Source organism: Salipaludibacillus sp. CF4.18 (assembly GCF_051262595.1).
GTDB lineage: Bacteria > Bacillota > Bacilli > Bacillales > Salisediminibacteriaceae > Salipaludibacillus > Salipaludibacillus neizhouensis.
On the sequence record NZ_JBIMEV010000012.1, the window covers coordinates 19,166 to 40,362 of the forward strand.

At 35.4% G+C, this 21,197-nt stretch carries 35 protein-coding genes and 1 riboswitch; of the genes, 30 read left to right on the forward strand and 5 right to left on the reverse strand.

The features are described from left to right. From ACHABW_RS09985 to ACHABW_RS10070, 18 genes are all read left to right on the forward strand, one after another. The gene (locus ACHABW_RS09985; RefSeq protein ID WP_435755254.1) at positions 1–288 is read left to right on the forward strand and encodes a head-tail connector protein; all 288 of its coding nucleotides are present in this window, start codon (positions 1–3) and stop codon (positions 286–288) included. Beyond that, on the forward strand, positions 272–571 hold the full coding sequence (locus tag ACHABW_RS09990; protein WP_435755174.1) for a phage head closure protein: 300 nt from the start codon (positions 272–274) through the stop codon (positions 569–571). Before ACHABW_RS09985 ends, ACHABW_RS09990 begins: the two co-directional genes overlap by 17 nt. After that, complete coding sequence (locus ACHABW_RS09995; protein ID WP_435755175.1) at positions 572–1,024, forward strand: hypothetical protein; 453 nt, start codon at positions 572–574, stop codon at positions 1,022–1,024. A 12-nt stretch (positions 1,025–1,036) separates the two neighbouring features. Further along, positions 1,037–1,417 (forward strand): tail completion protein gp17, encoded by a 381-nt coding sequence (gp17, locus tag ACHABW_RS10000; RefSeq protein WP_435755176.1) that lies wholly within the window; start codon positions 1,037–1,039, stop codon positions 1,415–1,417. A gap of 5 nt (positions 1,418–1,422) precedes the next feature. Then, positions 1,423–1,923, forward strand: a complete 501-nt coding sequence (locus ACHABW_RS10005) for a hypothetical protein (RefSeq protein ID WP_435755177.1) — start codon at positions 1,423–1,425, stop codon at positions 1,921–1,923. A 48-nt stretch (positions 1,924–1,971) separates the two neighbouring features. Beyond that, positions 1,972–2,301, forward strand: a complete 330-nt coding sequence (locus ACHABW_RS10010; RefSeq protein ID WP_435755178.1) for a hypothetical protein — start codon at positions 1,972–1,974, stop codon at positions 2,299–2,301. Between the two features lie 56 nt (positions 2,302–2,357). After that, positions 2,358–2,600, forward strand: a complete 243-nt coding sequence (locus ACHABW_RS10015; protein ID WP_435755179.1) for a hypothetical protein — start codon at positions 2,358–2,360, stop codon at positions 2,598–2,600. Positions 2,601–2,602: 2 nt separating this feature from the next. Next, the gene (locus ACHABW_RS10020) at positions 2,603–4,684 is read left to right on the forward strand and encodes a hypothetical protein (RefSeq protein ID WP_435755180.1); all 2,082 of its coding nucleotides are present in this window, start codon (positions 2,603–2,605) and stop codon (positions 4,682–4,684) included. Further along, entirely contained in the window at positions 4,685–5,539 is an 855-nt protein-coding gene (locus ACHABW_RS10025) for a phage distal tail protein (protein WP_435755181.1), read from the forward strand. 14 nt (positions 5,540–5,553) lie between these two features. Beyond that, entirely contained in the window at positions 5,554–6,603 is a 1,050-nt protein-coding gene (locus ACHABW_RS10030; protein WP_435755182.1) for a hypothetical protein, read from the forward strand. After that, a complete protein-coding gene (locus tag ACHABW_RS10035) occupies positions 6,600–6,866 on the forward strand; it encodes a hypothetical protein (RefSeq protein WP_435755183.1) in 267 nt (88 codons plus the stop codon). Before ACHABW_RS10030 ends, ACHABW_RS10035 begins: the two co-directional genes overlap by 4 nt. After that, a complete protein-coding gene (locus ACHABW_RS10040) occupies positions 6,866–8,080 on the forward strand; it encodes a siphovirus ReqiPepy6 Gp37-like family protein (protein ID WP_435755184.1) in 1,215 nt (404 codons plus the stop codon). The genes ACHABW_RS10035 and ACHABW_RS10040 overlap by 1 nt, the downstream gene beginning before the upstream one ends. A gap of 4 nt (positions 8,081–8,084) precedes the next feature. After that, positions 8,085–8,222, forward strand: a complete 138-nt coding sequence (locus ACHABW_RS10045; protein WP_435755185.1) for a hypothetical protein — start codon at positions 8,085–8,087, stop codon at positions 8,220–8,222. Continuing rightward, positions 8,209–8,505, forward strand: a complete 297-nt coding sequence (locus tag ACHABW_RS10050) for a hypothetical protein (protein ID WP_435755186.1) — start codon at positions 8,209–8,211, stop codon at positions 8,503–8,505. Before ACHABW_RS10045 ends, ACHABW_RS10050 begins: the two co-directional genes overlap by 14 nt. A gap of 1 nt (position 8,506) precedes the next feature. Then, positions 8,507–9,133, forward strand: coding sequence for a hypothetical protein (locus ACHABW_RS10055; RefSeq protein ID WP_435755187.1), 627 nt, complete (start codon positions 8,507–8,509; stop codon positions 9,131–9,133). Between the two features lies 1 nt (position 9,134). Then, positions 9,135–9,338, forward strand: coding sequence for a hypothetical protein (locus ACHABW_RS10060; protein ID WP_435755188.1), 204 nt, complete (start codon positions 9,135–9,137; stop codon positions 9,336–9,338). Between the two features lie 111 nt (positions 9,339–9,449). Next, entirely contained in the window at positions 9,450–10,118 is a 669-nt protein-coding gene (locus tag ACHABW_RS10065; RefSeq protein ID WP_435755189.1) for a hypothetical protein, read from the forward strand. Between the two features lie 14 nt (positions 10,119–10,132). After that, complete coding sequence (locus tag ACHABW_RS10070) at positions 10,133–10,288, forward strand: hypothetical protein (RefSeq protein ID WP_435755190.1); 156 nt, start codon at positions 10,133–10,135, stop codon at positions 10,286–10,288. Positions 10,289–10,339: 51 nt separating this feature from the next. On the opposite strand, the gene ACHABW_RS10075 is transcribed toward ACHABW_RS10070, so the two are convergent. Further along, the gene (locus ACHABW_RS10075; RefSeq protein ID WP_435755191.1) at positions 10,340–11,116 is read right to left on the reverse strand and encodes a hypothetical protein; all 777 of its coding nucleotides are present in this window, start codon (positions 11,114–11,116) and stop codon (positions 10,340–10,342) included. Positions 11,117–11,224: 108 nt separating this feature from the next. Here ACHABW_RS10075 and ACHABW_RS10080 point away from each other — a divergent pair, with 108 nt between their 5' ends. The 3 genes from ACHABW_RS10080 to ACHABW_RS10090 are packed head-to-tail and all read left to right on the forward strand — an operon-like array spanning position 11,225 to position 12,513. Then, entirely contained in the window at positions 11,225–11,440 is a 216-nt protein-coding gene (locus ACHABW_RS10080; RefSeq protein WP_435755192.1) for a hemolysin XhlA family protein, read from the forward strand. 1 nt (position 11,441) lies between these two features. Beyond that, on the forward strand, positions 11,442–11,708 hold the full coding sequence (locus ACHABW_RS10085; protein WP_435755193.1) for a holin: 267 nt from the start codon (positions 11,442–11,444) through the stop codon (positions 11,706–11,708). Beyond that, on the forward strand, positions 11,701–12,513 hold the full coding sequence (locus tag ACHABW_RS10090) for an N-acetylmuramoyl-L-alanine amidase (protein ID WP_435755194.1): 813 nt from the start codon (positions 11,701–11,703) through the stop codon (positions 12,511–12,513). Before ACHABW_RS10085 ends, ACHABW_RS10090 begins: the two co-directional genes overlap by 8 nt. A gap of 134 nt (positions 12,514–12,647) precedes the next feature. Here ACHABW_RS10090 and ACHABW_RS10095 read toward each other — a convergent pair whose 3' ends face one another. Then, positions 12,648–12,872, reverse strand: a complete 225-nt coding sequence (locus ACHABW_RS10095) for a helix-turn-helix transcriptional regulator (RefSeq protein WP_435755195.1) — start codon at positions 12,870–12,872, stop codon at positions 12,648–12,650. Between the two features lie 186 nt (positions 12,873–13,058). Here ACHABW_RS10095 and ACHABW_RS10100 point away from each other — a divergent pair, with 186 nt between their 5' ends. After that, positions 13,059–13,490 (forward strand): hypothetical protein, encoded by a 432-nt coding sequence (locus ACHABW_RS10100; RefSeq protein WP_435755196.1) that lies wholly within the window; start codon positions 13,059–13,061, stop codon positions 13,488–13,490. 166 nt (positions 13,491–13,656) lie between these two features. Here ACHABW_RS10100 and ACHABW_RS10105 read toward each other — a convergent pair whose 3' ends face one another. Then, positions 13,657–13,875 carry a helix-turn-helix domain-containing protein gene (locus ACHABW_RS10105; RefSeq protein ID WP_435755197.1) on the reverse strand — a complete coding sequence of 73 codons (219 nt, stop codon included), beginning with the start codon at positions 13,873–13,875 and terminating at the stop codon, positions 13,657–13,659. Positions 13,876–14,022: 147 nt separating this feature from the next. Here ACHABW_RS10105 and ACHABW_RS10110 point away from each other — a divergent pair, with 147 nt between their 5' ends. The 8 genes from ACHABW_RS10110 (at position 14,023) to ACHABW_RS10145 (ending at position 18,269) form a co-directional block, all read left to right on the forward strand. Then, positions 14,023–14,226: a hypothetical protein gene (locus ACHABW_RS10110; protein WP_435755198.1), complete on the forward strand. Its 204-nt coding sequence runs from the start codon at positions 14,023–14,025 to the stop codon at positions 14,224–14,226. Between the two features lie 278 nt (positions 14,227–14,504). Next, positions 14,505–16,166, forward strand: coding sequence for a recombinase family protein (locus tag ACHABW_RS10115; RefSeq protein ID WP_435755199.1), 1,662 nt, complete (start codon positions 14,505–14,507; stop codon positions 16,164–16,166). Positions 16,167–16,190: 24 nt separating this feature from the next. After that, positions 16,191–16,364, forward strand: a complete 174-nt coding sequence (locus ACHABW_RS10120; protein ID WP_435755200.1) for a hypothetical protein — start codon at positions 16,191–16,193, stop codon at positions 16,362–16,364. Between the two features lie 5 nt (positions 16,365–16,369). Further along, positions 16,370–16,813, forward strand: coding sequence for a competence type IV pilus minor pilin ComGD (comGD, locus tag ACHABW_RS10125; protein ID WP_110936614.1), 444 nt, complete (start codon positions 16,370–16,372; stop codon positions 16,811–16,813). Continuing rightward, a complete protein-coding gene (locus ACHABW_RS10130) occupies positions 16,800–17,144 on the forward strand; it encodes a hypothetical protein (RefSeq protein WP_435755201.1) in 345 nt (114 codons plus the stop codon). The genes comGD and ACHABW_RS10130 overlap by 14 nt, the downstream gene beginning before the upstream one ends. Further along, a complete protein-coding gene (comGF, locus tag ACHABW_RS10135) occupies positions 17,104–17,601 on the forward strand; it encodes a competence type IV pilus minor pilin ComGF (protein ID WP_435755202.1) in 498 nt (165 codons plus the stop codon). The genes ACHABW_RS10130 and comGF overlap by 41 nt, the downstream gene beginning before the upstream one ends. Then, a complete protein-coding gene (gene comGG, locus ACHABW_RS10140) occupies positions 17,598–17,978 on the forward strand; it encodes a competence type IV pilus minor pilin ComGG (protein WP_435755203.1) in 381 nt (126 codons plus the stop codon). Before comGF ends, comGG begins: the two co-directional genes overlap by 4 nt. An 87-nt stretch (positions 17,979–18,065) precedes the next feature. Then, positions 18,066–18,269, forward strand: a complete 204-nt coding sequence (locus tag ACHABW_RS10145; protein ID WP_435755204.1) for a YqzE family protein — start codon at positions 18,066–18,068, stop codon at positions 18,267–18,269. Positions 18,270–18,439: 170 nt separating this feature from the next. Here the strand turns inward: ACHABW_RS10145 and ACHABW_RS10150 are convergent, their stop codons facing one another. Next, positions 18,440–19,234 carry a YqhG family protein gene (locus tag ACHABW_RS10150; RefSeq protein ID WP_435755205.1) on the reverse strand — a complete coding sequence of 265 codons (795 nt, stop codon included), beginning with the start codon at positions 19,232–19,234 and terminating at the stop codon, positions 18,440–18,442. Further along, a complete protein-coding gene (locus ACHABW_RS10155; RefSeq protein ID WP_435755206.1) occupies positions 19,221–20,897 on the reverse strand; it encodes a DEAD/DEAH box helicase in 1,677 nt (558 codons plus the stop codon). The genes ACHABW_RS10150 and ACHABW_RS10155 overlap by 14 nt, the downstream gene beginning before the upstream one ends. 187 nt (positions 20,898–21,084) lie before the next feature. Beyond that, positions 21,085–21,191, forward strand: a riboswitch (glycine riboswitch). The last annotated feature ends 6 nt before the right edge of the window (positions 21,192–21,197 follow it).

Here is a 21,197-nt window from a genome sequence, read left to right on the forward strand (position 1 = left end):
ATGATTGAGAAAGTCAAAACAAATTTACGTATTAGTTCCAGTGTATTTGATGCTGATGAAATTCAAGAATTGATTGATAGCGCTCGTGATGATTTAAAACTTGCTGGTGTTAGTCCTGAGAAGGCTGATGCGGAATATCCAGATAGTCTAATAAAGCGAGCAATTATAACTTATTGTAAAGCTAATTTTGGATATGATAATCCAGACGCTGAAAGATTTGAGCAGTCTTATTTGATGCTTAAGCAACATCTAACGTTAGCAGGTGATTATCGTGACACGGTGGGGTGAACAAGTTGATCTTATTACAACTACGTACACAGAAAATGCTATGGGTGACTCAATTGAAGCTGAAACATCTCGGACTGTTTTTGCAAATAAGAAATCAATTCGTCAATCGGAATTTTATCAAGCTGCTATGAGTGATTTACGGCCTGAACTAATGTTTGAGATTAGAGCCGAGGAATATGCAGATGAAACAAAGTTAAAGTTTAATTATAAAACCTATGACATCATTCGAGCGTATTCAAAAAATGGCGAGATAGCTGAATTAACCTGTCAGGGGTTGGTTTAGATGCCGATGCCTAAAACAGTTACAAAGGTAACAAAAGATGGCGTTAAATTTACATCAAATGTGGATAAGATTCAGTACTCTCTAAAAGAATTGAAACGAGCAGCATTGAGAGATTGTGCCAAACTAATTAGAAAACGTATGATCCAAAAGTTAAAGAAACTACCTGGCATGAAAAAGTCTAAACGTATCTATAAATCCACTCAATATTGGGTTCGAAAGCGTGAAAATGATCTTTTAATAGGTTTTCGTCATGATGCTTGGTATGGTGCTAAAAGTGAATTAGGAGAAAAGGGACAACCTGCAAGAGGAATACTAAGAGGGACTGCATTTGAAAATATAGATGAGATGCAGAGGATTCAAGGAAAATATTTATCAGCAATTGAAAATGAGAACAAAGTAAAAGGTTTGATAGATGAAGATGAGTACACAAGCAATGACAAAGCTGAAAAGTGAGGATGCTAGACAATGATAAAAGTTATAGAACTAAGAAAAATAATCAAAACGGCTCTCAAGTCTATCCATCCTCACGTACATTATCAGTCTGCACCGGATGGATCAGACTTCCCTTATTTGGTTTATGATTTGCCGAATAGTATTGATGATGGAAGCCTGGAACAATTTGTTTTAGATGTAGATGCATGGGATGTACCAGCAAATGGTGATACAACAGCGATTGAAACATTAATAGATAGTGCTGATAAAGCCTTACATCGTAAAACGATTACTGTAAACAATGAATTATCTGTTACGTTTTACCGAGAAAATAGGTTGCCGCTAACAGACGATGATCCAAAAATTAAACGAATAAAATATACATATGAAGCACGAACATTCGAAAGGAGATAGTTAAAATGAATGACATTATTTTAGGTGATGGCGTATTTAGTATTGGTGTTACAGATGTAGGACTAACAAGAGGTGGCGGTATGCTTACCATTGAACGAGAGTACCGTAACATAGAAGCAGATGGGGATTACGGGCCAGTTAAGGGACGTATTCGAAAAATTAGAAGTGTTGCTAAATTATCGATGAACTCTTTAGAAATCTTAGCATCGACCCTTCCAAAAATGTATCCAGCCGTAGAAAACACCACAGACCTTACCACAGATACGATCACAGCCAAAACAGACATAGAAGATGCAGATTACAACGACACAATCACATGGACAGGTAAAACAACCTCTGGACGTAGTGTTGTAATTACTCTCGAGAATGCACTTAATCTAGAAAGTATTGAGTGGGATCTTAAAGATAAAGAAGAAGTTGTACCTGAGACAACGTACACGGCAACGTATTTAGAAGGAACAACAGATGTAGAACCATGGAAGATCGTATTTACAGACGCAGTATAAGAGTCCTTTAATTAGGGCTCTTTATTTTATTATATGGAGGTATAAATCATGTTAAAAACTAAGCATTTTTTTCCGTTTATCAAAATGGTGAAGGCACTTGATATCAAAAATGAACTGAAGGAATTTTATCAAAAGACTCAAGGGAAATCAGAAAAGGAATTGGAACAACTCGATGATACGGAAAGCTTCGATTACTTATACATTTTTATTGAAAAACTACCAAATGCAGAAAAAGAAGTGATGTCTTTTCTCGGTATATTCTTAGAAAAGAAACAAAAAGAAATTGATGACATGGAAATCTTAGAAATGTTTAATGTCTTAAAAGACGTTATTAAAGACCCTAGTTTCAAAACTTTTTTTCAAACGGCTGTGAAGTAAACCCTGTTGAACTTTATGATCTATTACTTCACAGATACAACGATATGAGTTTTATTATGTCTCTAGATGTCGATGATTTTTTGAGTTTGATAAAGAAAGCATTTGAAAAACAAGAAGAAGATAGAGCTCGAAATATGTGGCTGATGAGGTATCAAAATATGGACGATAAAACGTTTATACCATTTAGTCAGTTTTTCAAACTGCAAACAGAACCGGATAACATTCGACCAAAAGAAGACATTTTACAAGAAGTTGAAGAAATAAGGGCTAAAATCCGCGACAAGAAAGGCGGTGAATAAATATGGAATTGTTCAAATTGATGGGATCTATCCTTGTCGATAATGATAAAGCCGATAAAAGCATTGCAAATACAAGCAAGAAAGCAGATGGTTTATCCAAAAAGTTAGGAAAAGGAATCAAAGTAGCAGCTAAATGGGGCGCCGGATTGCTTGCCGGAGCTGGTGCTGCAATCGGTGGGATGGTAGCACTTGGTGTAAAAGTAGGAAATACCGCCGATGAAATACTAGATTTAAATTCTACAACTGGGATGACAACAGACTCTTTACAAGAATGGCGAAAGGTAACAGAAGAAGCAGGTGTTGCCACTGATGCAGTTGCCGATGCTTCATTAAAGCTTACAAAAAACCTAGATACAATGAGCGTAGAAGGGCACAAGGGGCAAGAAGCACTTGGTAAGTTAGGTTTATCACTTAGCGAAATTGAAAACATGAGTGCTGATGAACGAATGGATGTACTCACTAAAGCTTTATCAGGTGTTGAGGATAAAACAGATAGAGCTAAAATAGGGACAGACTTGTTTGGTGGCAGTTGGAAAGAGTTGGCTCCAGTTGTTGATTTAGGCGCTGAAGCGATGGACAACGCAAAAGATAAAGCAAACATAATTTCAGAGGATAATCTTAAGAAAGCTAATGACTTCAGAATAAAAGTGGAAGATATGAAAGAGAAATTAAGCTTTTTTGTAACAGAGATTGGATTAAAAGTGCTACCAATTTTAACAGTAATGTTTGACTGGTTCGAAAGTCAGATGCCCAAAATACAGGCGTTTGGAGAAAATGCTTTCAATCTAATCGAAACGGCTATGAGTAATGTAAGCAGTTTTGTTACAACTCATATTTTACCTAAATTTCAGGAATTGCATGGTTGGGCACAAACTCAACTACCCAAAATAAAAGAGTTTTTCTTGAATGCCTTTGAAAGTGCAAGAGAAGTTCTTGTTAATTTATGGGAGTGGATAGAGCCTAATCTACCACTAATTCGAGAGTATTTTGAAACAGCTTTCAATAAAATTGTCGAAATATTACAAACGTTTAATGACATAATACAAGATAAAATACTTCCGGCGCTTTTGGAATTTTGGGAATGGCTGGAGCCACATTTACCAATGATCAAAGAAGCCTTTGAAACAGCTTTTGATAAAATAAAGGATTTGTTTCAAAATGTTATCGATATTGTAGGTGAGTTAGCAGACAAAATCGAGGAACATTGGGCGTTCGTACAGCCTATTATTATTGCTTATGCAGCGTTAATCGCTACTAGTTTGATTATCCAATGGATAAAATTAGGGATACAAGCTACCATATCTGCGGTAAAACAAGTTGCAGCATGGGTAATGACACAAGTCGCTGCACTCTCAGCTAGAGTTACAATGGTAGTAACGGCAGCGTTAATGGTTGCGAAATGGGTTTGGATGGGCGCACAAGCTATGATTCAAGCAGCACGAATGGCGGCAGCTTGGTTTATTGCTATGGGGCCTGTTGGCTGGGTGATTGGGGCAATAGTAGGATTAGTCGCTCTCATCATTTTAAACTGGGATAAAATTGTAGCTGCTACACAGTGGCTAGGTGATAAATTGACAGAAATATGGAAGACAACCGTTGAATGGGTAAAAGGGAAAGTAGATGACCTTGTAACTTTCTTTGGAGGTTTAAAGTCAAAATTTACTACCGCAGCATCAGGAATGTGGGACGGTTTAAAAGATGCTTTTAAATCGGCTGTTAACTGGATCATTGGAAAGTGGAATGATCTACAGCTAACAATTGGCGGTGCGAATATAAAAATCCCATTTGGGCCTGACTTTAGCGTACCTTCTGTTTCTTTGAAAACACCAAACATTCCGATGTTTAAAGACGGAGTAAGAAATTTTGCTGGTGGTGCTGCAATTGTCGGTGAAGCAGGGCCGGAATTAGTTAATTTGCCAAAAGGTTCAAACGTGTATTCGAACGGAGAAACAAAGGATATGTTCGGCGGTGGTGGAATCACACAAAACATTACAATTAACAGTCCACAAGCCTTATCGCCAAGCGAAATAAAAAGAAAACAATTACAAGCAAGCCGTCAATTGGCTATGGAATGGGGGGTATAAATGGAGAAATTAACATTCACAAATAACCGAGGTCAAGCTATTGAATTTTCACATAAACCCCCATTTCTTCTCCAATTTATAGATGGGATGGGTGGTTCAGAAACAAATATACAGACACAAAAAAGCCCGTATCAAGACGGTGAAACCTTTATAGATACAATGTTGGAGGGTAAAGCGTTAGATATTAGAGTTGCTATCATGGGAAATATTACAGAAAAAAGAAGTTATATGTTAAACGTCCTTAACCCTAAGCTGGGTGAGGGCGTTTTGCGTTATGAAAACGATGATGTAATTAGAGATTTAAAGTGTGTTGTGGATCAAACTCCTTCTTTCCCAAGTGGAAATGATAATAGGTCGGTAGATTTTCAGCAGGCTTTCTTCTCTATCTATGCGTCTAATCCTTATTGGCAATCAATAGAGAAAATAACAAAACCATTAGCAGCATTTATTCCTAAATTTTCTTTTCCTTTTTCTTTTCCGGTCAAGTTCGGTGAGCGTGGATCAGAAGCTACTCTATATAATGACGGTCATGTACCTTGCCCAATTGAGATCGAGTTTAATGGGCCGGCAACAAATCCAATTGTGACGAGCCTTACTACAGGCGAGTTTATTAGAGTGAAACGTGAATTATTTGAGGGTGACAAACTCATCATTAACACAGCTTTTGGTAATGAGAGAAAAGTAGTTACTGTGGATCAAAATGGAAATGAAAAGAGTGAGTGGGGATATATCGACATTTGGGAATCAACTTTTCTCCAATTGGATGTCGGGGAGAATGTTATATCATACAACGCAACAGCGGGTGGCACTGCATTAGTAAATATTAGTTTTAAAAAATTATATACAGGAGTTTAGAAAGGAGTGAGAACATGGCAGAATTAGGACGTTTTTTTGATGGTGGTGGTGATTATGGTGCGCAAGACTTCGCACAGTTTTTTTCCAACTTTTTAGAAACGGGTTATTTTAGCGGATTAAAGGTTACTGCAAATGACACGATGGAAGTAAGTGTGTCGATAGGAAGCGCTTTTTTGGAAGGTTACGAGTATCGCAATACATCAGCCTTAAATAAAACAGTAGATACAGCTAATGCAACAAACGATAGGATTGATAGACTCGTTGTGAGACTAGATAAGTCTCCCGATGCAACGAATCCTGTAGAGACATTGATTAGATTAGGCACAGCTTCAACTACTCCAGTTGCACCAACGCTAATAAGAGACACATCTATTTATGAGATTAGTTTGGCACAAATATTAGTAACAGCGGGTAAATCATTTATAGATTCTACTCAAATCACAGACGAACGTGAGAACCTAGATGTTTGTGGTCCAGCCTTACCTAACGGGACACTTAAAAAAGACGATGCCTTAACCGAAACATCCACGTTAGAAGGCTATGACTTTGGTGTATCAGTCATGCGAATAAATAATTGGCAAGGTATGGAATATGGTGTCGTTACGACTATAAGAGCCATACAAACAACAGGGTTTCAAATACTTAAAAATACTGGTTCCCCTACTAGCCGGATGTTAGTAAGACATACGAGTTTAGGAGTTTGGCAGGGTTGGGTAAACATGGTTTCCGAAGAAGGAAGCAATACAAACGGTTCTTATAGAAAAAGTGGAAATAAGACGTTAGAATGTTGGCACAAAGGGACAGCAACGTTTGTAAGTGCATCGTCTTTAGAATTCAACTGGACTTTCCCAGCCGAGTTTGTAGACAGTAATATTGTCATAACCCCAAACAGAGGGAATGCCACAGCAACCAATTTAAGCAACTCGCAAATTTTAAACGGCTACCCTACTCCAAACACAAAAAGTGGAGTTACAATAATAATAAACCGGATACAAGGTATGTCTGACTTTGTTTCGGGCGATACAGCAACAGTACACCTTCTAGCAAGGGGGAAACACGCATGATGATATTCCTTAGTCCTTCTAACTCAAACAAAGAAATAGATTACAGTTATGATGGATTTAACGTCACTTGTATGCTAGATGGCGAGTTATGGGGCACATTCGATGCGAGAGACTACTTAAATGTTTCTCCATTTAGTCCTGATAACGACACTCCATTTTTATCGGTTAAAGAAATCGATGGAGTATATCATGTGGAGCTGATTAATTACATTAGCGATAATGCAAAAGAATCAGAAAAGTATCCTGATTGGATTGAGGTCTAATGAAAACAGTAAAAATACTCTCTAAAGATTTAGAACCATTAGGAGATACAAGCGACTATTTAAGCATGATTTACACCAACTCTTGGCACACATTAGGTGATTTTGAGTTAGTTATACATAGAGAATCGAACGGGACATCCAAAATAAAAAAAGGGTGTCTCATAGCTTTGTCTAAAGAGAAAATAGGTATCGTTAGAAAGCGAGAAATTCAGCTTGATCAGAATGGAAAGGCTTCGGAAAATTGGTTATTTACAGGTCACTCGTTAAAGGGTTTAGTTTCACAACGTGTTACCTTGCCTCCAACTGGTACGGTTTATGACAATATATCAGGTGATGCTGAAACGGTAATGAAACATTTTATCAATAATAACCTAGTCAACCCAGCTGATCCAAGTAGGGCTATTCCAAATCTTGTAATCGCACCTAATCAAAACAGAGGTGAATCTATCAGTTGGAAATCACGCTATAAAAAGTTAGATGAAGAACTTGAAGAGATTAGCCTTATCAGTGGATTAGGTTGGGATATTACTCTAGATACAGTAAATAATCAATTTGTGTTTGATGTGTATGAGGGAAAAGATTTAAGTGTAAATCAAACTGAAAACAGTCCCGTTTATTTTGCTCCAGAGTTTGGCAATGTTAAATCACAGTCATTTAGTGATAGTGATATCGATATGAAAAATGTTGGTTATGTGGCTGGACAAGGTGAAGGTGCAGATAGGCTAGTTGTTGAATCGGGTGAAAGTACTGGAGTAGACCGCTATGAAACGTTTGTGGATGCAAGAGACATAGGCGATGAAATTTTAACAGAACAAGAAGAAATAGAGTTACTTAAAATAAGGGGTACACAGAAAATGAAAGAGCTAAAAAATGAATTATATTTTGAAGCTGAGATTATGAACCCTTTAACAAAAACTACATATGAAGATGAGTTTGAATCGTTCGTCAGTCATTTACAACCAACTTTTAAGCGAACAAAGAAAACCGAAATGGTTGGGCCGTTTGTTTATGAAAAGGATTATAACCTGGGAGATATAACAACCCAGATGAATCGTGAGTGGGGAGTAATTGTAGATCAGAGAATTACAGAATTTACAGAAGTTTATGAGGCTAGTGGATTTAATCTTGAAGTCATATTCGGTCAAAAACGACCTACTCTCATAACTAAGATTAAAGATGAATTTAAACAATATGAGAACGAATTGAAGAGGTGATGTCATGAACAAAGTCAAAATTCTTACATATGAAAGAAAGGCAATCGGTCAAGTTGTGAGGATTCAATCAAATTACACGTTCTTGTCACATTTTCAAGTATTAGAAGAAAATAAGGAGCGTGGTTCAAATGTTGTATCTTAAACAGAATGATACAGGGTTAGGATTAAAGTTTGAACTATCCACAGAAAATGGAGTGTTAACGACCACTGATGTTGATAGAATACATTTTATCATGAGTGATCACACGATAGATACAGACATAATTGATGGTAATGTGCTTGTCACATTTAACAAAATCCACACGGAAAAGGTGGGTTTTTTTAATTGCGAATTTAAAGTGTTTTACATAGATGGTCGGATCGAAACATTTCCGAATGAGGGTTATTTAAAAGTCAACATTGCAAGAGAATTGAGGAGGGATTAGATTGGCACAAAATATAGCAGCAGATTTGATACTAGCTAACGGTAAACCAGCACCGCAATACTTTAATCCAGATACAGGGGAATTTGAAGTTGTTACAAAAAGCATGATGGAAGAAATCATTGCTAAAGAAGTACAGGGAAATGTAAATGTCAGTGATGTAAATGCTACATCAAGATTGCAAGCAATCGAGGATAAACTCAATGGAACGCTGGATACAAACTCCACGCTAACTGGGAGTATTGTTGAGTATGCGTGGGAACAAAGTAACCTAGATTTCTTCCTGACAATGGCTGCTGGGTTTTTCGGGCAAAATCAAACTCAATCAACAAACAGCGTGATTCCGATTGACGTTAGTGGTTATAATAAAAGAAGTATCTATATTAAAAATAATCACGATGTAGCGATTGATATCAGAGGTATAAAATTATATGAAAAATCGAGTGGTGGCCACATGTTAGATTACAACATTACTGCGGGGACGATTGCGATTCCGTCTGGTGCTTCTAGAATAATAACAGACGCTGATATACCTCAATTAAATTCATTAATTAAATACATGGCAATTTATTTACAAGCAAGTAATGCAACAACAGGCAGTTTCAACTTCAAAATTATTGGAGGTAGGTAATATGTTATCTTTTTTAAAATCTTTAAATGTATTGGACATTATTAGTCTACCTGGTGGAAGCAGTGTTCCTGTTAGTGTTTTTAAAGATATTTTTAAAAATGTTCCTGAAATCCCTACTTATGAAAATTTCATGGAAATTGATAATGAAAAGAAGGGATACAAGTTGTTTTTTGAACAATGTAGGGAACAAGGCATAATCAACTAACGGATGTCTATAGTTTTATTTCCCATGCTAACTGAACAGCGTTAGTTTGGGAAACTAAATACTTTAAATTCTGTTAAGATGGGGGTATAAAAAGACTAAGGAGATGGAAATATGTCCAGACAAATCGTTGTAAAGCATTTATCAGTTAATCATAATCTTAGTGTTAATAAATTCCCCCATCAATGTGGTTTATGCCACAAAAATATAGACCCGATTTTTATCTCATCTGTTTTTGTTAGAGGTGGTAGTAAAACGAATTTTATGGAGTCTTCGTTTCAATGCACCAATCTAGATTGTCACAGTTTAATAATTGGATACTATACAAGAAATTCCCCGGCAGAAATGTTTTCACTTGAAAAAACAGCTCCAAATAAACCTATTGCAAATGAATTTAGTGAGGAAATAAAAGAGGTATCGCCATACTTTGTTAATATATACAATCAATCGTTTGAAGCAGAACAAAATGAATTAACTTTAATTTCTGGGATAGGTTATAGAAAGGCGTTAGAGTTTTTGATTAAGGATTACTTAACTTATCTAAATTCAGACGAAGATGAGAAGTATACTAGAATGCCTTTAGGTCAATGTTTGAATCAACTAGATAACACTAATATAAAAGAAATGGCCAAAAGAGCAAGTTGGATTGGAAACGACGAAGCTCACTATACTAGGAAGTGGGAAGATAAAGATGTAACTGATCTAAAAAGACTAATTGAAGTAACTGTTTATTATATTTCTATGGAGGTATCGTCTAACAAGTATTTAGAAGAAATGAAATAGAAAGGAGGGCGGGTATGAGATCTCCTTGTAAAAAAGCTGAGATGATTGAAGTTATAAAGTTAAGAGTGGTTAAAGGTAATGGAAATGATGTTAACGATCCTATTAAAGAAAAAGTTCAATACTGGTCAAAGGATGGAATATTTTTATTTGAAGAAGATGAAAATTCATAAGAAAAAAGAGCTCACAGATCATTCTGAGGGCTCTTTGTTAGTTATGGCTATTTATCTATCACTTTGCAATTCTCTATCTAATTCGTTAAATTTATCTAATAATTTATCACGATTGCAAATATATTCTTGAAGAGGTTTTTCTATATTTTCTTCTTTTTGAATTGCTTCAAATCTTTTTATTAGATCAGGGGTCAATTTGTTTAAATGAAAAAATCTATTTAGTTTATCAATATTGACACCAGACAAAAGACCGTAAAAAGGGGCTAAATAATGTGAGTAATTTAAGGAGTCATGATCTTCTATAAGTCTGTTTGTGACTTTCGCATCTAAGTGAGAGGCGGATTTTACATATCGGCGATAAAGTTCTAAAAGTTTTAAACAGGTTCCTAACTCTTGGTTTTGTGATTTTTTTAGGTTACTAATCCAATAAGCGAGAGGATTCTCGTTAATATAGAGTATCGTCTTGTATGTATTAGAAGGTAGAACTTCAACTGGATCTTCAGATATAGTTATAGCTGGGGAGTAATTTACTTTTTCTTTGAGGTTTTGGAGAAATATATTTGCTTCTCTAGTGCACTCCCTTTCAATTTGTTTTTTTCTGTCTTTACTTTGGAGTTTCCAAATAATAACGCCTACTATTATCCCAGTGAAGACACCAGATATTATTCCTGAAAATAAATTCGAATAAAAATTCACATTAAAATCTAACCATCTACTTTCAGGGATGAACGGACTATATAAGGTAGTATAAAGTAATATTTTAATCACCACTTTCCATTGACTAATTACATTGTAATACAAATTTTGTATTATTTTATCATGTAACATCAAAAGAAATTATTAATTATTAGAATTAGAAGGTGCAAGTACACAAAAGTATTTTTAAGCTCGCCAATCGGTGGGTTTTTTGTTATGTCAAAGAGTTGGAGGTTCAACATGGAAAATAATGATTTCATTTCGCGAAAGGAGTTTAATCAACTAGACAGTCGTGTCGATGATTTAGCAAATAGGCAGACTCGTACTGAAACAAGGACAGATCATCTAGAACAAAAACTAGATAAAATTGATAGTAATACTACATGGATACTGCGCCTTATCATAGGCGCTTTTATTATGGCAATTTTAACATTTTTACTACAAGGAGGTATGTGAAATGGAACAAATATTAATTTTAGCAACTGTCATTGCACCGATAGCAACAGGTTTAGTACAGGCTGTTAAAAAGTCAATTAACATAAAGAAAGAATACATGCCAATGATTGCAGTTGTTATTGGCTTGGCCTTAGGTGCAGCCTCATTTCCATTTGCTGATATCGGATTAGCAGAAAGACTGTGGGCTGGTGGAGTCTCAGGTTTATCATCAGTAGGACTATTTGAGTTGGGAAAGAAAAAGAAGATTGAGGTGGAAGATAATGAGTAAACATTTAATAATTGCAGGTCACGGATTACAACCGAATGGAAAAGTTGATCCAGGTGCACACGGAAGTGGGACAAACGAATCTGAATTTTTAAGAGAGAAGTTTATTCCGGCTATGAAGAAATTTGCACCTGATAATATGGATTTTCATACGAAAAATAATTTCTATGGTCATCAATTAGCACCGAGTTTAAAAGGTTACGACCAAGTAACAGAATTACACTTAGATTGGGCAAAGAACGCTTCTGGAGGTCATGTGATCATTTATAAAGATTATTCTCCAGATGACATAGACAAAACTATTCGTGATGTTGTAAAAAATAATGTAGGTTTACGCAGCGGTGATGGTTTTAGCTATCGAAGTGATCTATACAATTTAAATACATTTGCAAGTCGCAACATTACATACAGGTTAATAGAGTTAGGATTTATTAACAATGCTGATGACATGCAAAAGATTAAAGAAAATGTGGACGAATATGCAATACAGTTAGTCGAGGCAATTACTGGTAAGGAAGTTAAAGCATCTTCTAAATCAAGTAAAAAAAATACAAGACCTTCACCGTCTGACGAAGGCAGATACCGATTACGTACAGGATACTTTGACAGTGCCGAAAAATATAATAGTGCAATCAAAGAACTAGAAGCAAAATATTCGTGGATACTGCACGAAAAAGCTAGTCACACTGACTTCAACCCTCGCTATCGCATCGTGACAGGGTTGTTTACTGGTAAGAATGTTGCAGAGTTCTACGCTAAAGAGTTGAAAAAAGAGTTCGGCTGGTTGATCCATATTGATAAACAATAATTAATATGTTTGGATAAAGATGGACAGACTACCAATAATCCAAGAAAGTAATAAAAAGAGCAGGGGCGATATGTCTCTGCTTTACTTATTGTCTGACCAACTTTTCCCCTCTAAATACTTTTCTTGTAACATTCTCAATCATTCACCTCTTCATAAATATCATCCAACTCACAGCCTAAGACACGAATCATCTTTAATACATAACCCACAGACGGCTGAGAGACAACAACGCCATTTTCATTCTTACTCCAATTGTTCACTTGAGCACGACTCGCACCGATCCGTTCAGCAAGCCACGCTTTTGAAGTTCCTCTACTATCTAAATATTCATTTATTTTACTTTTGGACTTTGCCTTCATTGTTATCACTCCAAACTTCAACTATATGTAGCACCTCCTTGTATTATCACTTATTTATTATAGTAAAACAACTAATATAAAATAAACAAATTATTGTTATAAAATATGATAATTAGTTTGAATAAAAACAACACCTCTTAAATACAATTTATTAGGTGACACCACCAAGTTTCAGAGGGGGGAATTATGTACCGACCAACTGTAAGGATGGATGATGTTTACAGAGATTGGGTTGAATCTGTTCAAGAATCAACTGGGTTAGATCGTGCTCAAATTATTAGACTCGCTATTTATGCAGCACCATTTTCTGATGTGTTTAAAGAACAGATCAGTCAAAGGAAACAAGGTGACACCACCCTCCCTCCTCCCGCATGGGAAAGGGTTTCAGACGGTGGAGCGTGGCGGAATAGCACCTGGAAAAGAGAAGAGAGGGAGGGTGACACCAGTGAATCTAACAAAGCAGGAACAAGAATTAATAAAGAATTTAGCTATGAAGTTGAGCGAACAACCAAAGGTGACACCACCAAAATTCAGAGACGAGAAAGGACGATTCACCAGCCGAAAATCTTTAAGCCAGGATCAACCCAAAAAGGTGGAATCAAAATTAACTTCGGTTGAGTTTCTTCCTATGAAGGATAAGCCGAATATTTTGGAAAGGAAAAATGTGTGGACGAATGAAGCGAAGGATATTTTAATATTTGTGGTGTTTGTTTTCCTTTTAGCAATCGTCACATAAAAATAAAGCAGGGTATAAAAACCTCTGCTTTATTTTTTAGACTCATGATTATTCCTTCTTACTATCTTTTTCCACTATTTCTAATAAATCTTCAATTTTACAATCTAAAGCTATACATAGTTTTTCTAGCGTATCGAATCTTATCCCTTCAACCTTTTGATGATATAGATTTGATGCACCATTACGATGTAAACCTGTCTTTGTAGCTATTTCTGCAATATTTACTTTTTTTTCTTCCATGATTCTAGCTAGATGTAATTTAATCATTATTATTCCACCTTTTTCTACAAATTGTTAAATATGTATTGACTTTAGCATAGTTTACTGTGTATTATTAGAAGTAGGAAATGCACACCATACTATATATTAATACCACAACATGACGTGTAAATAAACCTTTGGGGGAAATTGATTATGAAAAAGCACACAGTATCATTGGAGTTAAAGTTAGATGTAGAGATTGATTCAGAAGGAAAAAACAATACAGAGTCTGCATTAAATGCTAGTGCAGAAATGGATATGCTAAAAGAAGGTAAGATAGTTTTGAAAAAAGAAAACGGTGAAGAAGTAGAATTGTATATTCACCATATAGAACATAAAATAGGTGAGTTAGTTTAATAACTGCCACGTGGCATATTACATATATCTACTCTTAGCCTACTTAATTGTTGGGCTATTTTTTCTTTTTTCAGGTGACATAAGCGTTACTTGAAAGGTGCTTCACGGCATTCTAATGTCTTTGAATATAAATACACCTGAAAGACATTAGAATTCTGTTAAGTATTGTTTGACTCTAGATATTTGGCTTAAACATGATATTTATAATTAAAATGGTTGATTACATAGGCAAGTTAAAATGGTATAATTGTTTTATCTATTAAAATGAGGTGGATTAAGTGGGAAAAGTAAAAGTAGCAGTATATACGAGGGTAAGCACTACACATAAAGACCAGTTAACATCTTTTGAAAATCAAGCAGATTACTACCGAAAATATTGTGATAGAAAAGGATATAATTTATTCAATTTATATGCTGACAAAGGATTAAGTGCTACAAGCCCAAAAAGAAAGCGTTTCTTGGACATGCTCGAAGATTCTGGTTTAGATGTAAATAAAAATCCAAATACAGGAAAATTAACTTTTGATATATCTTCAAGAGAACCAAAGTTTAAGTACATAATTTGCAAAGACCCTTCACGTTTTGCGAGAAACATTGATGCTATGAGTATTGCTAAAATGCTTGAAGAAAAGAAGGTCTATTTGGTATTTGAAAATGCTGATTTTACTACCGAAATGTCCGATTGGGAAATGAGATTGTCCATGATGCTTGTGTTTACACAGCAAGAGTCCTTAGATAGATCCAAAAAGGTGAGTTGGAGCTATTTACAAAGAGCAGACAAAGGCATATTTCATATGTCTAGGCCATTGTACGGTTACGTCTATGACGAAGAATCCAAGGGATATGTGATCAATGAGGATGAAGCCATAATAATAAGAAAAATATTTGATATGTATGTTAATAAAAATATGGGTTGCCGAATAATTGCAGATGAGCTAAGAAATAAAAACATCCCAACTAGGTCAGGGATAGATTGGCGAGCAGATGCGATAAGAAGGATCGTAACCAATGAAAAATATAAGGGGCAACTTGTTGCAAATAGGTACGGTAAAACAAGTGTAACTTCATCTAATCGCAGAATTATAAAAGATCGATCTGAATGGATCGTCAAGGATGATGTTATTCCTGCAATTGTTGATAAAGAATTGTTTGACAAAGTTGATATTTTAATGAAAGACAGAACTAATCAAAATGGCAATAAGAATAAATACGGAGCAAAAATAGTTCAAAATGTTTTTCACCAAAAAATCCAGTGTGGTAAGTGTGGTTCTGATTTTATAAGAGTATCAGGCAGCAAAGTTAGAGGTGGGGAAAAAATAACCGAGTACAACTATTTTTGTAAAAATCGTAGGCATTATAAAAGTTGTGACATGAGAGGTATTTCACACGGTGTTTTAATGCGTTTAATGGATAAATTTATGGAAGGTGAGCTTCATGAATTAATTAATATAAACATGAATAAAGAAAAGAAATATTCTGCAATGATATTTGAGGAGTTAAATAATAAGAGGGAAAATGCTGAAAAAATCATCTCTGAAATCGATGAAAAAATAGAAAAATTAGAAAATGAAATAAACTCATTAGTCAAAGGATTTCTTTCAGGAAATCAAGATAAAACAGTTGTGGATATCATGAGTGAGCAAGTCAAAAAGTTGGGCGAAGATAAAAAGCAATTAGAGTCAGAAAAATTACAATATGATTTGTTAGAAATAGAAAAAGTAGAAGATGAAATGAAAGGGAAATTATTACAAATGGAAAAATTATCAAAAAAGAAAACATTTACTTTTGATGAAACGTTAAATCAGATTATTTCAATTACTAAAACTAAATCAAGAGAAGTTGAAGTGAGCATACAAGCTCCGACTGTTATTATATACGCATTACAGGGTGGAGACTTAGCCACACAATACACTCAAAAATTTTTTAAATATCCATATTAATTACTCAAATAAAAAGACTTGCTATTGTCGCTAACAATTGAGCTTCTTAAAACGCAAGTTGTTGCTTATGAAATTGAACACAATAAACGTCCAACGTCGTTAAACGATCTACAAACCGAGAACTATGTAAAGAGTGTAACTTGCCCTGATGGTACTAGTCTAACATTAAATGGTGACGAAATTACGAGAGATGAATAGGTGAAATGGTATATAATTCGATGAAAAATGGTTTTACATTCATAGAAATGCTCATTGTCTTAGTGATCATATCGCTTTTACTTTTAATAAGCTTGCCAACTTTTCAAGGAGCTATGGAGGAAACTGAATTTGAGTATTTCCTAAAGGAAATGGAACAAGATCTTCATTACTACCAAATGTATGCCATGACAAATGGAAAGGGCATTCGCTTTAATTTTGCAACCGATGGTTCAACTTATCAAGTCATGGACGGGTTAAATGTCTTATTTAAAAAAGAAACTCCTGATGGAACAGCCTTTCTACCTCGAACTTTATTGTTAAATGAACTAAGATTTCTGCCTAATGGAAATATTTCGAAAGCAGGAATAATTGAGATTCAGTTTAATGATGAAAGGTGCCATCTGATTTTTCAACTAGTTCGAGGGAGGTTCTATTTTGAAAAATTCTAGTAAGGGATTTCTGCTTTATGAGGGAATGATCGCACTTCTGATTCTGATGGTAATTACGATTTGTTTTCTTCCTTATTTTGTTATTGTTCAACACGAGAGATTAACAATTAGAGAACAGCAAGAGGCGATGATGCTATTGCAAGAATTTGCATTTCTTCATATGTATGAGGATGCCTCAACTTTTCCATCTCAAATAACGAGTGAGCAGCAAGAATATACGCTCTCGGTTACTGCATCGAACTATGGTAACGCTAAAGATCTTTGTCTTTCTTGGGAGGGGAGTAATCATCGTGAGCAAAATTGGTGTATTTCAACGCCAAATAAGGAATAAAAGTGGTTTTACATTGATTGGTACGTTGATTAGTCTAAGTATTTTTCTGCTAATAGTATCACTGGTCCCTCCTATTTCAGGATTGTGGGCTGATACAATACCAGATCAGAACTCATTTTCTTATGAGGAATTCGTAATATTCACTACCCAACTGCAAGTAGACTTTAGAAAAAGTACAGTTTTCTCATTAAATAACCAAGGCAACAAAATTTACTTTGACCGTCCTGAAGATCAAAATATTGTACATTATGAACAGTATCAAGATAAAATCCGTCGTCGGGTAAGTGAGGGGGGGCATGAAGTTTTTTTACAGCGAATCAACTCCTTTCATGTTCAGGAGATACCATATGGAGTGATCATTGAAATTGAAGCAAATGAAAATACGTATAAAAAAGTTTTAACTCATCCGTCTACATATATTCCGATGGTTACTTATGAAGAGGGGGAAAAACAGTGAACGAAAGAGGTTTTTCACTCTTCCTTGTATTAATGGTTCTTTCTTTATCGTCAATGTTATTTATTCATTTTTTGGTGTTATATGAGAATGAAAAAAGATTTCTAGAGATGGAACAAGATCAATATAGAATGGAGCAGTTAATTTTCAATGGCGTGGTGGAGATTCAGAAACAGATTGATGAAGTTGAGGAAGTAACACTAATGAAAGGCGAGCTTTCTTATTTAGAGGGGGTGGTTAAGTATGAAATAGAAGGAAGCAACACAAATATGGAAATTATACTTGAAGTAATTACTAACAGAAGTCGACAAAAAAGAGTGAAGTATAATTATGATAGGAATACTAAAAATATTAGCGGCTGGATAGAAGGAAATATTTAAAAACACTTTTATTAGATGCCACAGTAAGAATAAAATGTTTGAAGTTCGTCTATCCTAAAGCTAAGTATGGATAGAGAGGAAAATTCGATGAAAACTAATGATTACGTAAAGTACATGACAGAGCAATTGGTTTCTTATGTTGATCAACCAAGAGATGTACGCAAAGCGATAAAAGCGGAAAAAAAAGAATACAAAGCTCCCATGTCATTTCGATTATTTGGGTTGATACCCATCGCTTTCAGTATAGCTAAAGAACGGAGAAGAAGCATCAAGGGTGAAAAACACTCATGATGCTTTTTTTTAGCATAAGAAAGCATAAGATGACAGACCTCTTAAGCCACGCGCATAAAAGGAAGGGTAGCACTTCCAGTTTGAGTAGGCACCTACACGCAATTTAAAGGTGCTACTCCGGGTTGCGAAGAGCACGCTTTAGTTAAGAAAAAAAGTGAATAGTATTTCGGTTAGTTTAATGGATGACTGTTTAAGTAAAACATGGCGCCATTTTCAATGGATAAAGTGACATAGGGCTGAAATTGTTCACTAATCGTTTGTTTTTCTTTCTCATAGGTTTCATTACTTGATGTTTCACTAGTGTAAAATTGTTCAAGAAGTTTTAAATCAACATTCATTTTTGTTATGGCCTCATCTGCCCAATGATGTGTTTCTTTTTCGACACTGGACACAAGATAGTGCTGTATTCGCTCAATGCCAGAAGATTCTTTAACCAAAGGTGATAAAGTAAATGTGTAATGAGGCAACTGACTGTCAATTTTCCAATTCTGAACTAGATCATGAAAGTCGTTTAACATTTCTCCCGTAATTAAACTTAATCCGATGGAAAAAAAACGATTTTTTTTGAGATGGCTGTGATAGTTGATAAATCCGTTCAAACAAAGCCACGGTTTCAAAGGAACAGACTGTTGTTCCGGCTGCACTTGTTCATAGAAACGGCCAAATTTCCCCTTTTGGATGGCAAGTGTGAATAGCTGTCTAAGCCTAGGGGAGCCATAATGTATAAATTCAGTTTTTTTATCATCGTTCATTTTTGAGGAATCAGTTTCAATCTTTAGTTTAAAAGGACTCGGTTGACCGTTCATTTTTTCAATGTAATGCCAGTAAAAAGGACGATTCATTATTTCTTTATCAATTTCATTCGATAACTGCACCTCAAAAGCTGTGGAGGAGAGGGGCTGAATGGAGCATCTGTTTTCTTGAAAAAAGTCAGATAAAAATAAATGGATATCAGCTTGTTGCATGGCGATTCTCTCCTTCATTTTTTTCTAGCATTAAAGAAGCAAGATGTTCCATCTTTATCCGTATTTCTCCTTCCGTCTCGGAGGAAGAAAAGGTAGATGAAAGGTACTCTTGAACACTTTGCTGATTAAACTTCTCTAAAATATGATCTAATTCTCCAATAACACCTTCGAATAATCCAATTTTTTTGTACAGTAACTGTAAAATATGATTTTCTATCGTATTTTGGATGGCAAGATGGTAAATGTATACATCACTCTCTTGTCCTAAACGGTGTAACCTTCCTATTCTTTGTTCAATTCTCATCGGATTCCATGGGAGATCGTAATTAATAATTCGGTGGCAAAATTGAAGATTGATCCCTTCTCCACCGGCTTCTGTTGCAATTAAAACTCTTGCATGGTTTTTAAAGAGTTGTTTCATCCAGTCTTTTTTCCCTCTTTTAAAACCACCCCGGAACGGCACAGAAGTGATACCATTTTGCGATAAATACCATTGAAGATACAGTTGCGTAGCTCGATATTCCGTGAAAATGACGACTTTTTCATCCTCTTCCCATGAGTTAATTAAATCAACGACTTTTACTGCTTTAGGGTGAGCCGGAAGCTCATGTAAAGCGACCATGATGGATTGCATTTCTTCTACAATAGTTGGCGAAGGAGAATCCATTTTTTCTAGTGTTTGTTTGAGTGTCATAAAAGCAGCCTCTCTACTTGAACAGAGTTCCCTTTGCATCGTTAACGTGAGCAAACCACCCTGTAGCGGATTGGATTCTTCTTTTAACGGTGTTTTCAAATTCGTAATCGAGTCATAAACCTTTCTTTCTGCTTCGGAAAATTCAATAGGGATTGTTTTTACAATACGTTTTGTCCACTTCATATTGGTTGTTTCACGTCTGTTACGTACCATTACTTTCTGAATAAGCTGCTGGAGCTCATCATTTTTATTGCCAGATTTATAAAGAGAAGAAAACGTTTCTTCGGAACCTAAATAACCTGGTTTTAACAAAGAGATCAAATAGTAAATTTCCGACAATTTATTTTGAATCGGAGTTGCTGTTAACAATAGGCAGAATTTATTATTCAGTTGCCTGGCAAATTGGTAATTTTTTGTGCGTTTATTTTTCAACTTATGAGCTTCATCAATAATAATCATATCGTAATCAATTGTTTTGATCGTTTCAGCATGTGGTTCCTTTTTCGCTGTGTCGATAGACGTCACCATAACATCTACGGATTCCCACTGAGGTTTCTTACGTTGCTCCACAGCAGGAATGAAAAATTTTTCATTTAATTCCTGACACCATTGTGTCACAAGGGAGGCTGGAGAGAGAATGAGTACCTTTGATACTAGTCCTCGAATCATATATTCTTTAAGAATTAAGCCAGCTTCAATTGTTTTTCCTAACCCTACTTCATCAGCAAGAATAGCTTTTCCATGCATCTCTTCCATCACTTTTTTGGCAGTCTCCATTTGATAGTCATGAAAAGTAACATGAGGAAGGTGCTTTGGAGTAACTAATCCTTTGAAATCGGAAATAACCATTTCTTTCATTACTTGTACTCCCATATTATAGTGTTTCCAAGTAGAAAGTGACCCTGGCTGAGAAAGGGCTTCAGAAAATTGTTCGCCCCATTGATTGTCTCGCTGTATCATTACGTCCATAGTAATCTTCCTTTCTCATATAAAGTACCTATTTAAATGTGGTGAAAAATTGTAATATTATAATGACTATTGCCATGAAAAAAAGAAAAGTGTTAATATAGAGTAAAGTTATTGAAAGAAAGATGTCTGTTTCCTAGTATGAACAAAATGTGTTTGTTTCATGAATCATACAATCCAATAATTGCGAATGAAAATATGGGGAGAGAATGTTCCGTACGTAAATGAACGGACCATCGCCGAAGGAGCAAGCGTCTTTGACGTGAATCTCTCAGGCAAAAAGACTCTTATTGGACGCAGCTC

What these genes read in the sequence shown, in the direction of transcription:
- ACHABW_RS09985 (WP_435755254.1), top strand. Translation starts at nt 1, where the DNA reads ATGATTGAGAAAGTCAAAACAAATTTACGTATTAGTTCCAGTGTATTT.
- ACHABW_RS09995 (WP_435755175.1), top strand. Translation starts at nt 572, where the DNA reads ATGCCGATGCCTAAAACAGTTACAAAGGTAACAAAAGATGGCGTTAAA.
- gp17 (WP_435755176.1), top strand. Translation starts at nt 1,037, where the DNA reads ATGATAAAAGTTATAGAACTAAGAAAAATAATCAAAACGGCTCTCAAG.
- ACHABW_RS10005 (WP_435755177.1), top strand. Translation starts at nt 1,423, where the DNA reads ATGAATGACATTATTTTAGGTGATGGCGTATTTAGTATTGGTGTTACA.
- ACHABW_RS10010 (WP_435755178.1), top strand. Translation starts at nt 1,972, where the DNA reads ATGTTAAAAACTAAGCATTTTTTTCCGTTTATCAAAATGGTGAAGGCA.
- ACHABW_RS10015 (WP_435755179.1), top strand. Translation starts at nt 2,358, where the DNA reads ATGTCTCTAGATGTCGATGATTTTTTGAGTTTGATAAAGAAAGCATTT.
- ACHABW_RS10020 (WP_435755180.1), top strand. Translation starts at nt 2,603, where the DNA reads ATGGAATTGTTCAAATTGATGGGATCTATCCTTGTCGATAATGATAAA.
- ACHABW_RS10025 (WP_435755181.1), top strand. Translation starts at nt 4,685, where the DNA reads ATGGAGAAATTAACATTCACAAATAACCGAGGTCAAGCTATTGAATTT.
- ACHABW_RS10030 (WP_435755182.1), top strand. Translation starts at nt 5,554, where the DNA reads ATGGCAGAATTAGGACGTTTTTTTGATGGTGGTGGTGATTATGGTGCG.
- ACHABW_RS10035 (WP_435755183.1), top strand. Translation starts at nt 6,600, where the DNA reads ATGATGATATTCCTTAGTCCTTCTAACTCAAACAAAGAAATAGATTAC.
- ACHABW_RS10040 (WP_435755184.1), top strand. Translation starts at nt 6,866, where the DNA reads ATGAAAACAGTAAAAATACTCTCTAAAGATTTAGAACCATTAGGAGAT.
- ACHABW_RS10045 (WP_435755185.1), top strand. Translation starts at nt 8,085, where the DNA reads ATGAACAAAGTCAAAATTCTTACATATGAAAGAAAGGCAATCGGTCAA.
- ACHABW_RS10050 (WP_435755186.1), top strand. Translation starts at nt 8,209, where the DNA reads ATGTTGTATCTTAAACAGAATGATACAGGGTTAGGATTAAAGTTTGAA.
- ACHABW_RS10060 (WP_435755188.1), top strand. Translation starts at nt 9,135, where the DNA reads ATGTTATCTTTTTTAAAATCTTTAAATGTATTGGACATTATTAGTCTA.
- ACHABW_RS10065 (WP_435755189.1), top strand. Translation starts at nt 9,450, where the DNA reads ATGTCCAGACAAATCGTTGTAAAGCATTTATCAGTTAATCATAATCTT.
- ACHABW_RS10070 (WP_435755190.1), top strand. Translation starts at nt 10,133, where the DNA reads ATGAGATCTCCTTGTAAAAAAGCTGAGATGATTGAAGTTATAAAGTTA.
- ACHABW_RS10075 (WP_435755191.1), bottom strand. Translation starts at nt 11,116, where the DNA reads ATGTTACATGATAAAATAATACAAAATTTGTATTACAATGTAATTAGT.
- ACHABW_RS10080 (WP_435755192.1), top strand. Translation starts at nt 11,225, where the DNA reads ATGGAAAATAATGATTTCATTTCGCGAAAGGAGTTTAATCAACTAGAC.
- ACHABW_RS10085 (WP_435755193.1), top strand. Translation starts at nt 11,442, where the DNA reads ATGGAACAAATATTAATTTTAGCAACTGTCATTGCACCGATAGCAACA.
- ACHABW_RS10090 (WP_435755194.1), top strand. Translation starts at nt 11,701, where the DNA reads ATGAGTAAACATTTAATAATTGCAGGTCACGGATTACAACCGAATGGA.
- ACHABW_RS10095 (WP_435755195.1), bottom strand. Translation starts at nt 12,872, where the DNA reads ATGAAGGCAAAGTCCAAAAGTAAAATAAATGAATATTTAGATAGTAGA.
- ACHABW_RS10100 (WP_435755196.1), top strand. Translation starts at nt 13,059, where the DNA reads ATGTACCGACCAACTGTAAGGATGGATGATGTTTACAGAGATTGGGTT.
- ACHABW_RS10105 (WP_435755197.1), bottom strand. Translation starts at nt 13,875, where the DNA reads ATGATTAAATTACATCTAGCTAGAATCATGGAAGAAAAAAAAGTAAAT.
- ACHABW_RS10110 (WP_435755198.1), top strand. Translation starts at nt 14,023, where the DNA reads ATGAAAAAGCACACAGTATCATTGGAGTTAAAGTTAGATGTAGAGATT.
- comGD (WP_110936614.1), top strand. Translation starts at nt 16,370, where the DNA reads ATGGTATATAATTCGATGAAAAATGGTTTTACATTCATAGAAATGCTC.
- ACHABW_RS10145 (WP_435755204.1), top strand. Translation starts at nt 18,066, where the DNA reads ATGAAAACTAATGATTACGTAAAGTACATGACAGAGCAATTGGTTTCT.
- ACHABW_RS10150 (WP_435755205.1), bottom strand. Translation starts at nt 19,234, where the DNA reads ATGCAACAAGCTGATATCCATTTATTTTTATCTGACTTTTTTCAAGAA.
- ACHABW_RS10155 (WP_435755206.1), bottom strand. Translation starts at nt 20,897, where the DNA reads ATGGACGTAATGATACAGCGAGACAATCAATGGGGCGAACAATTTTCT.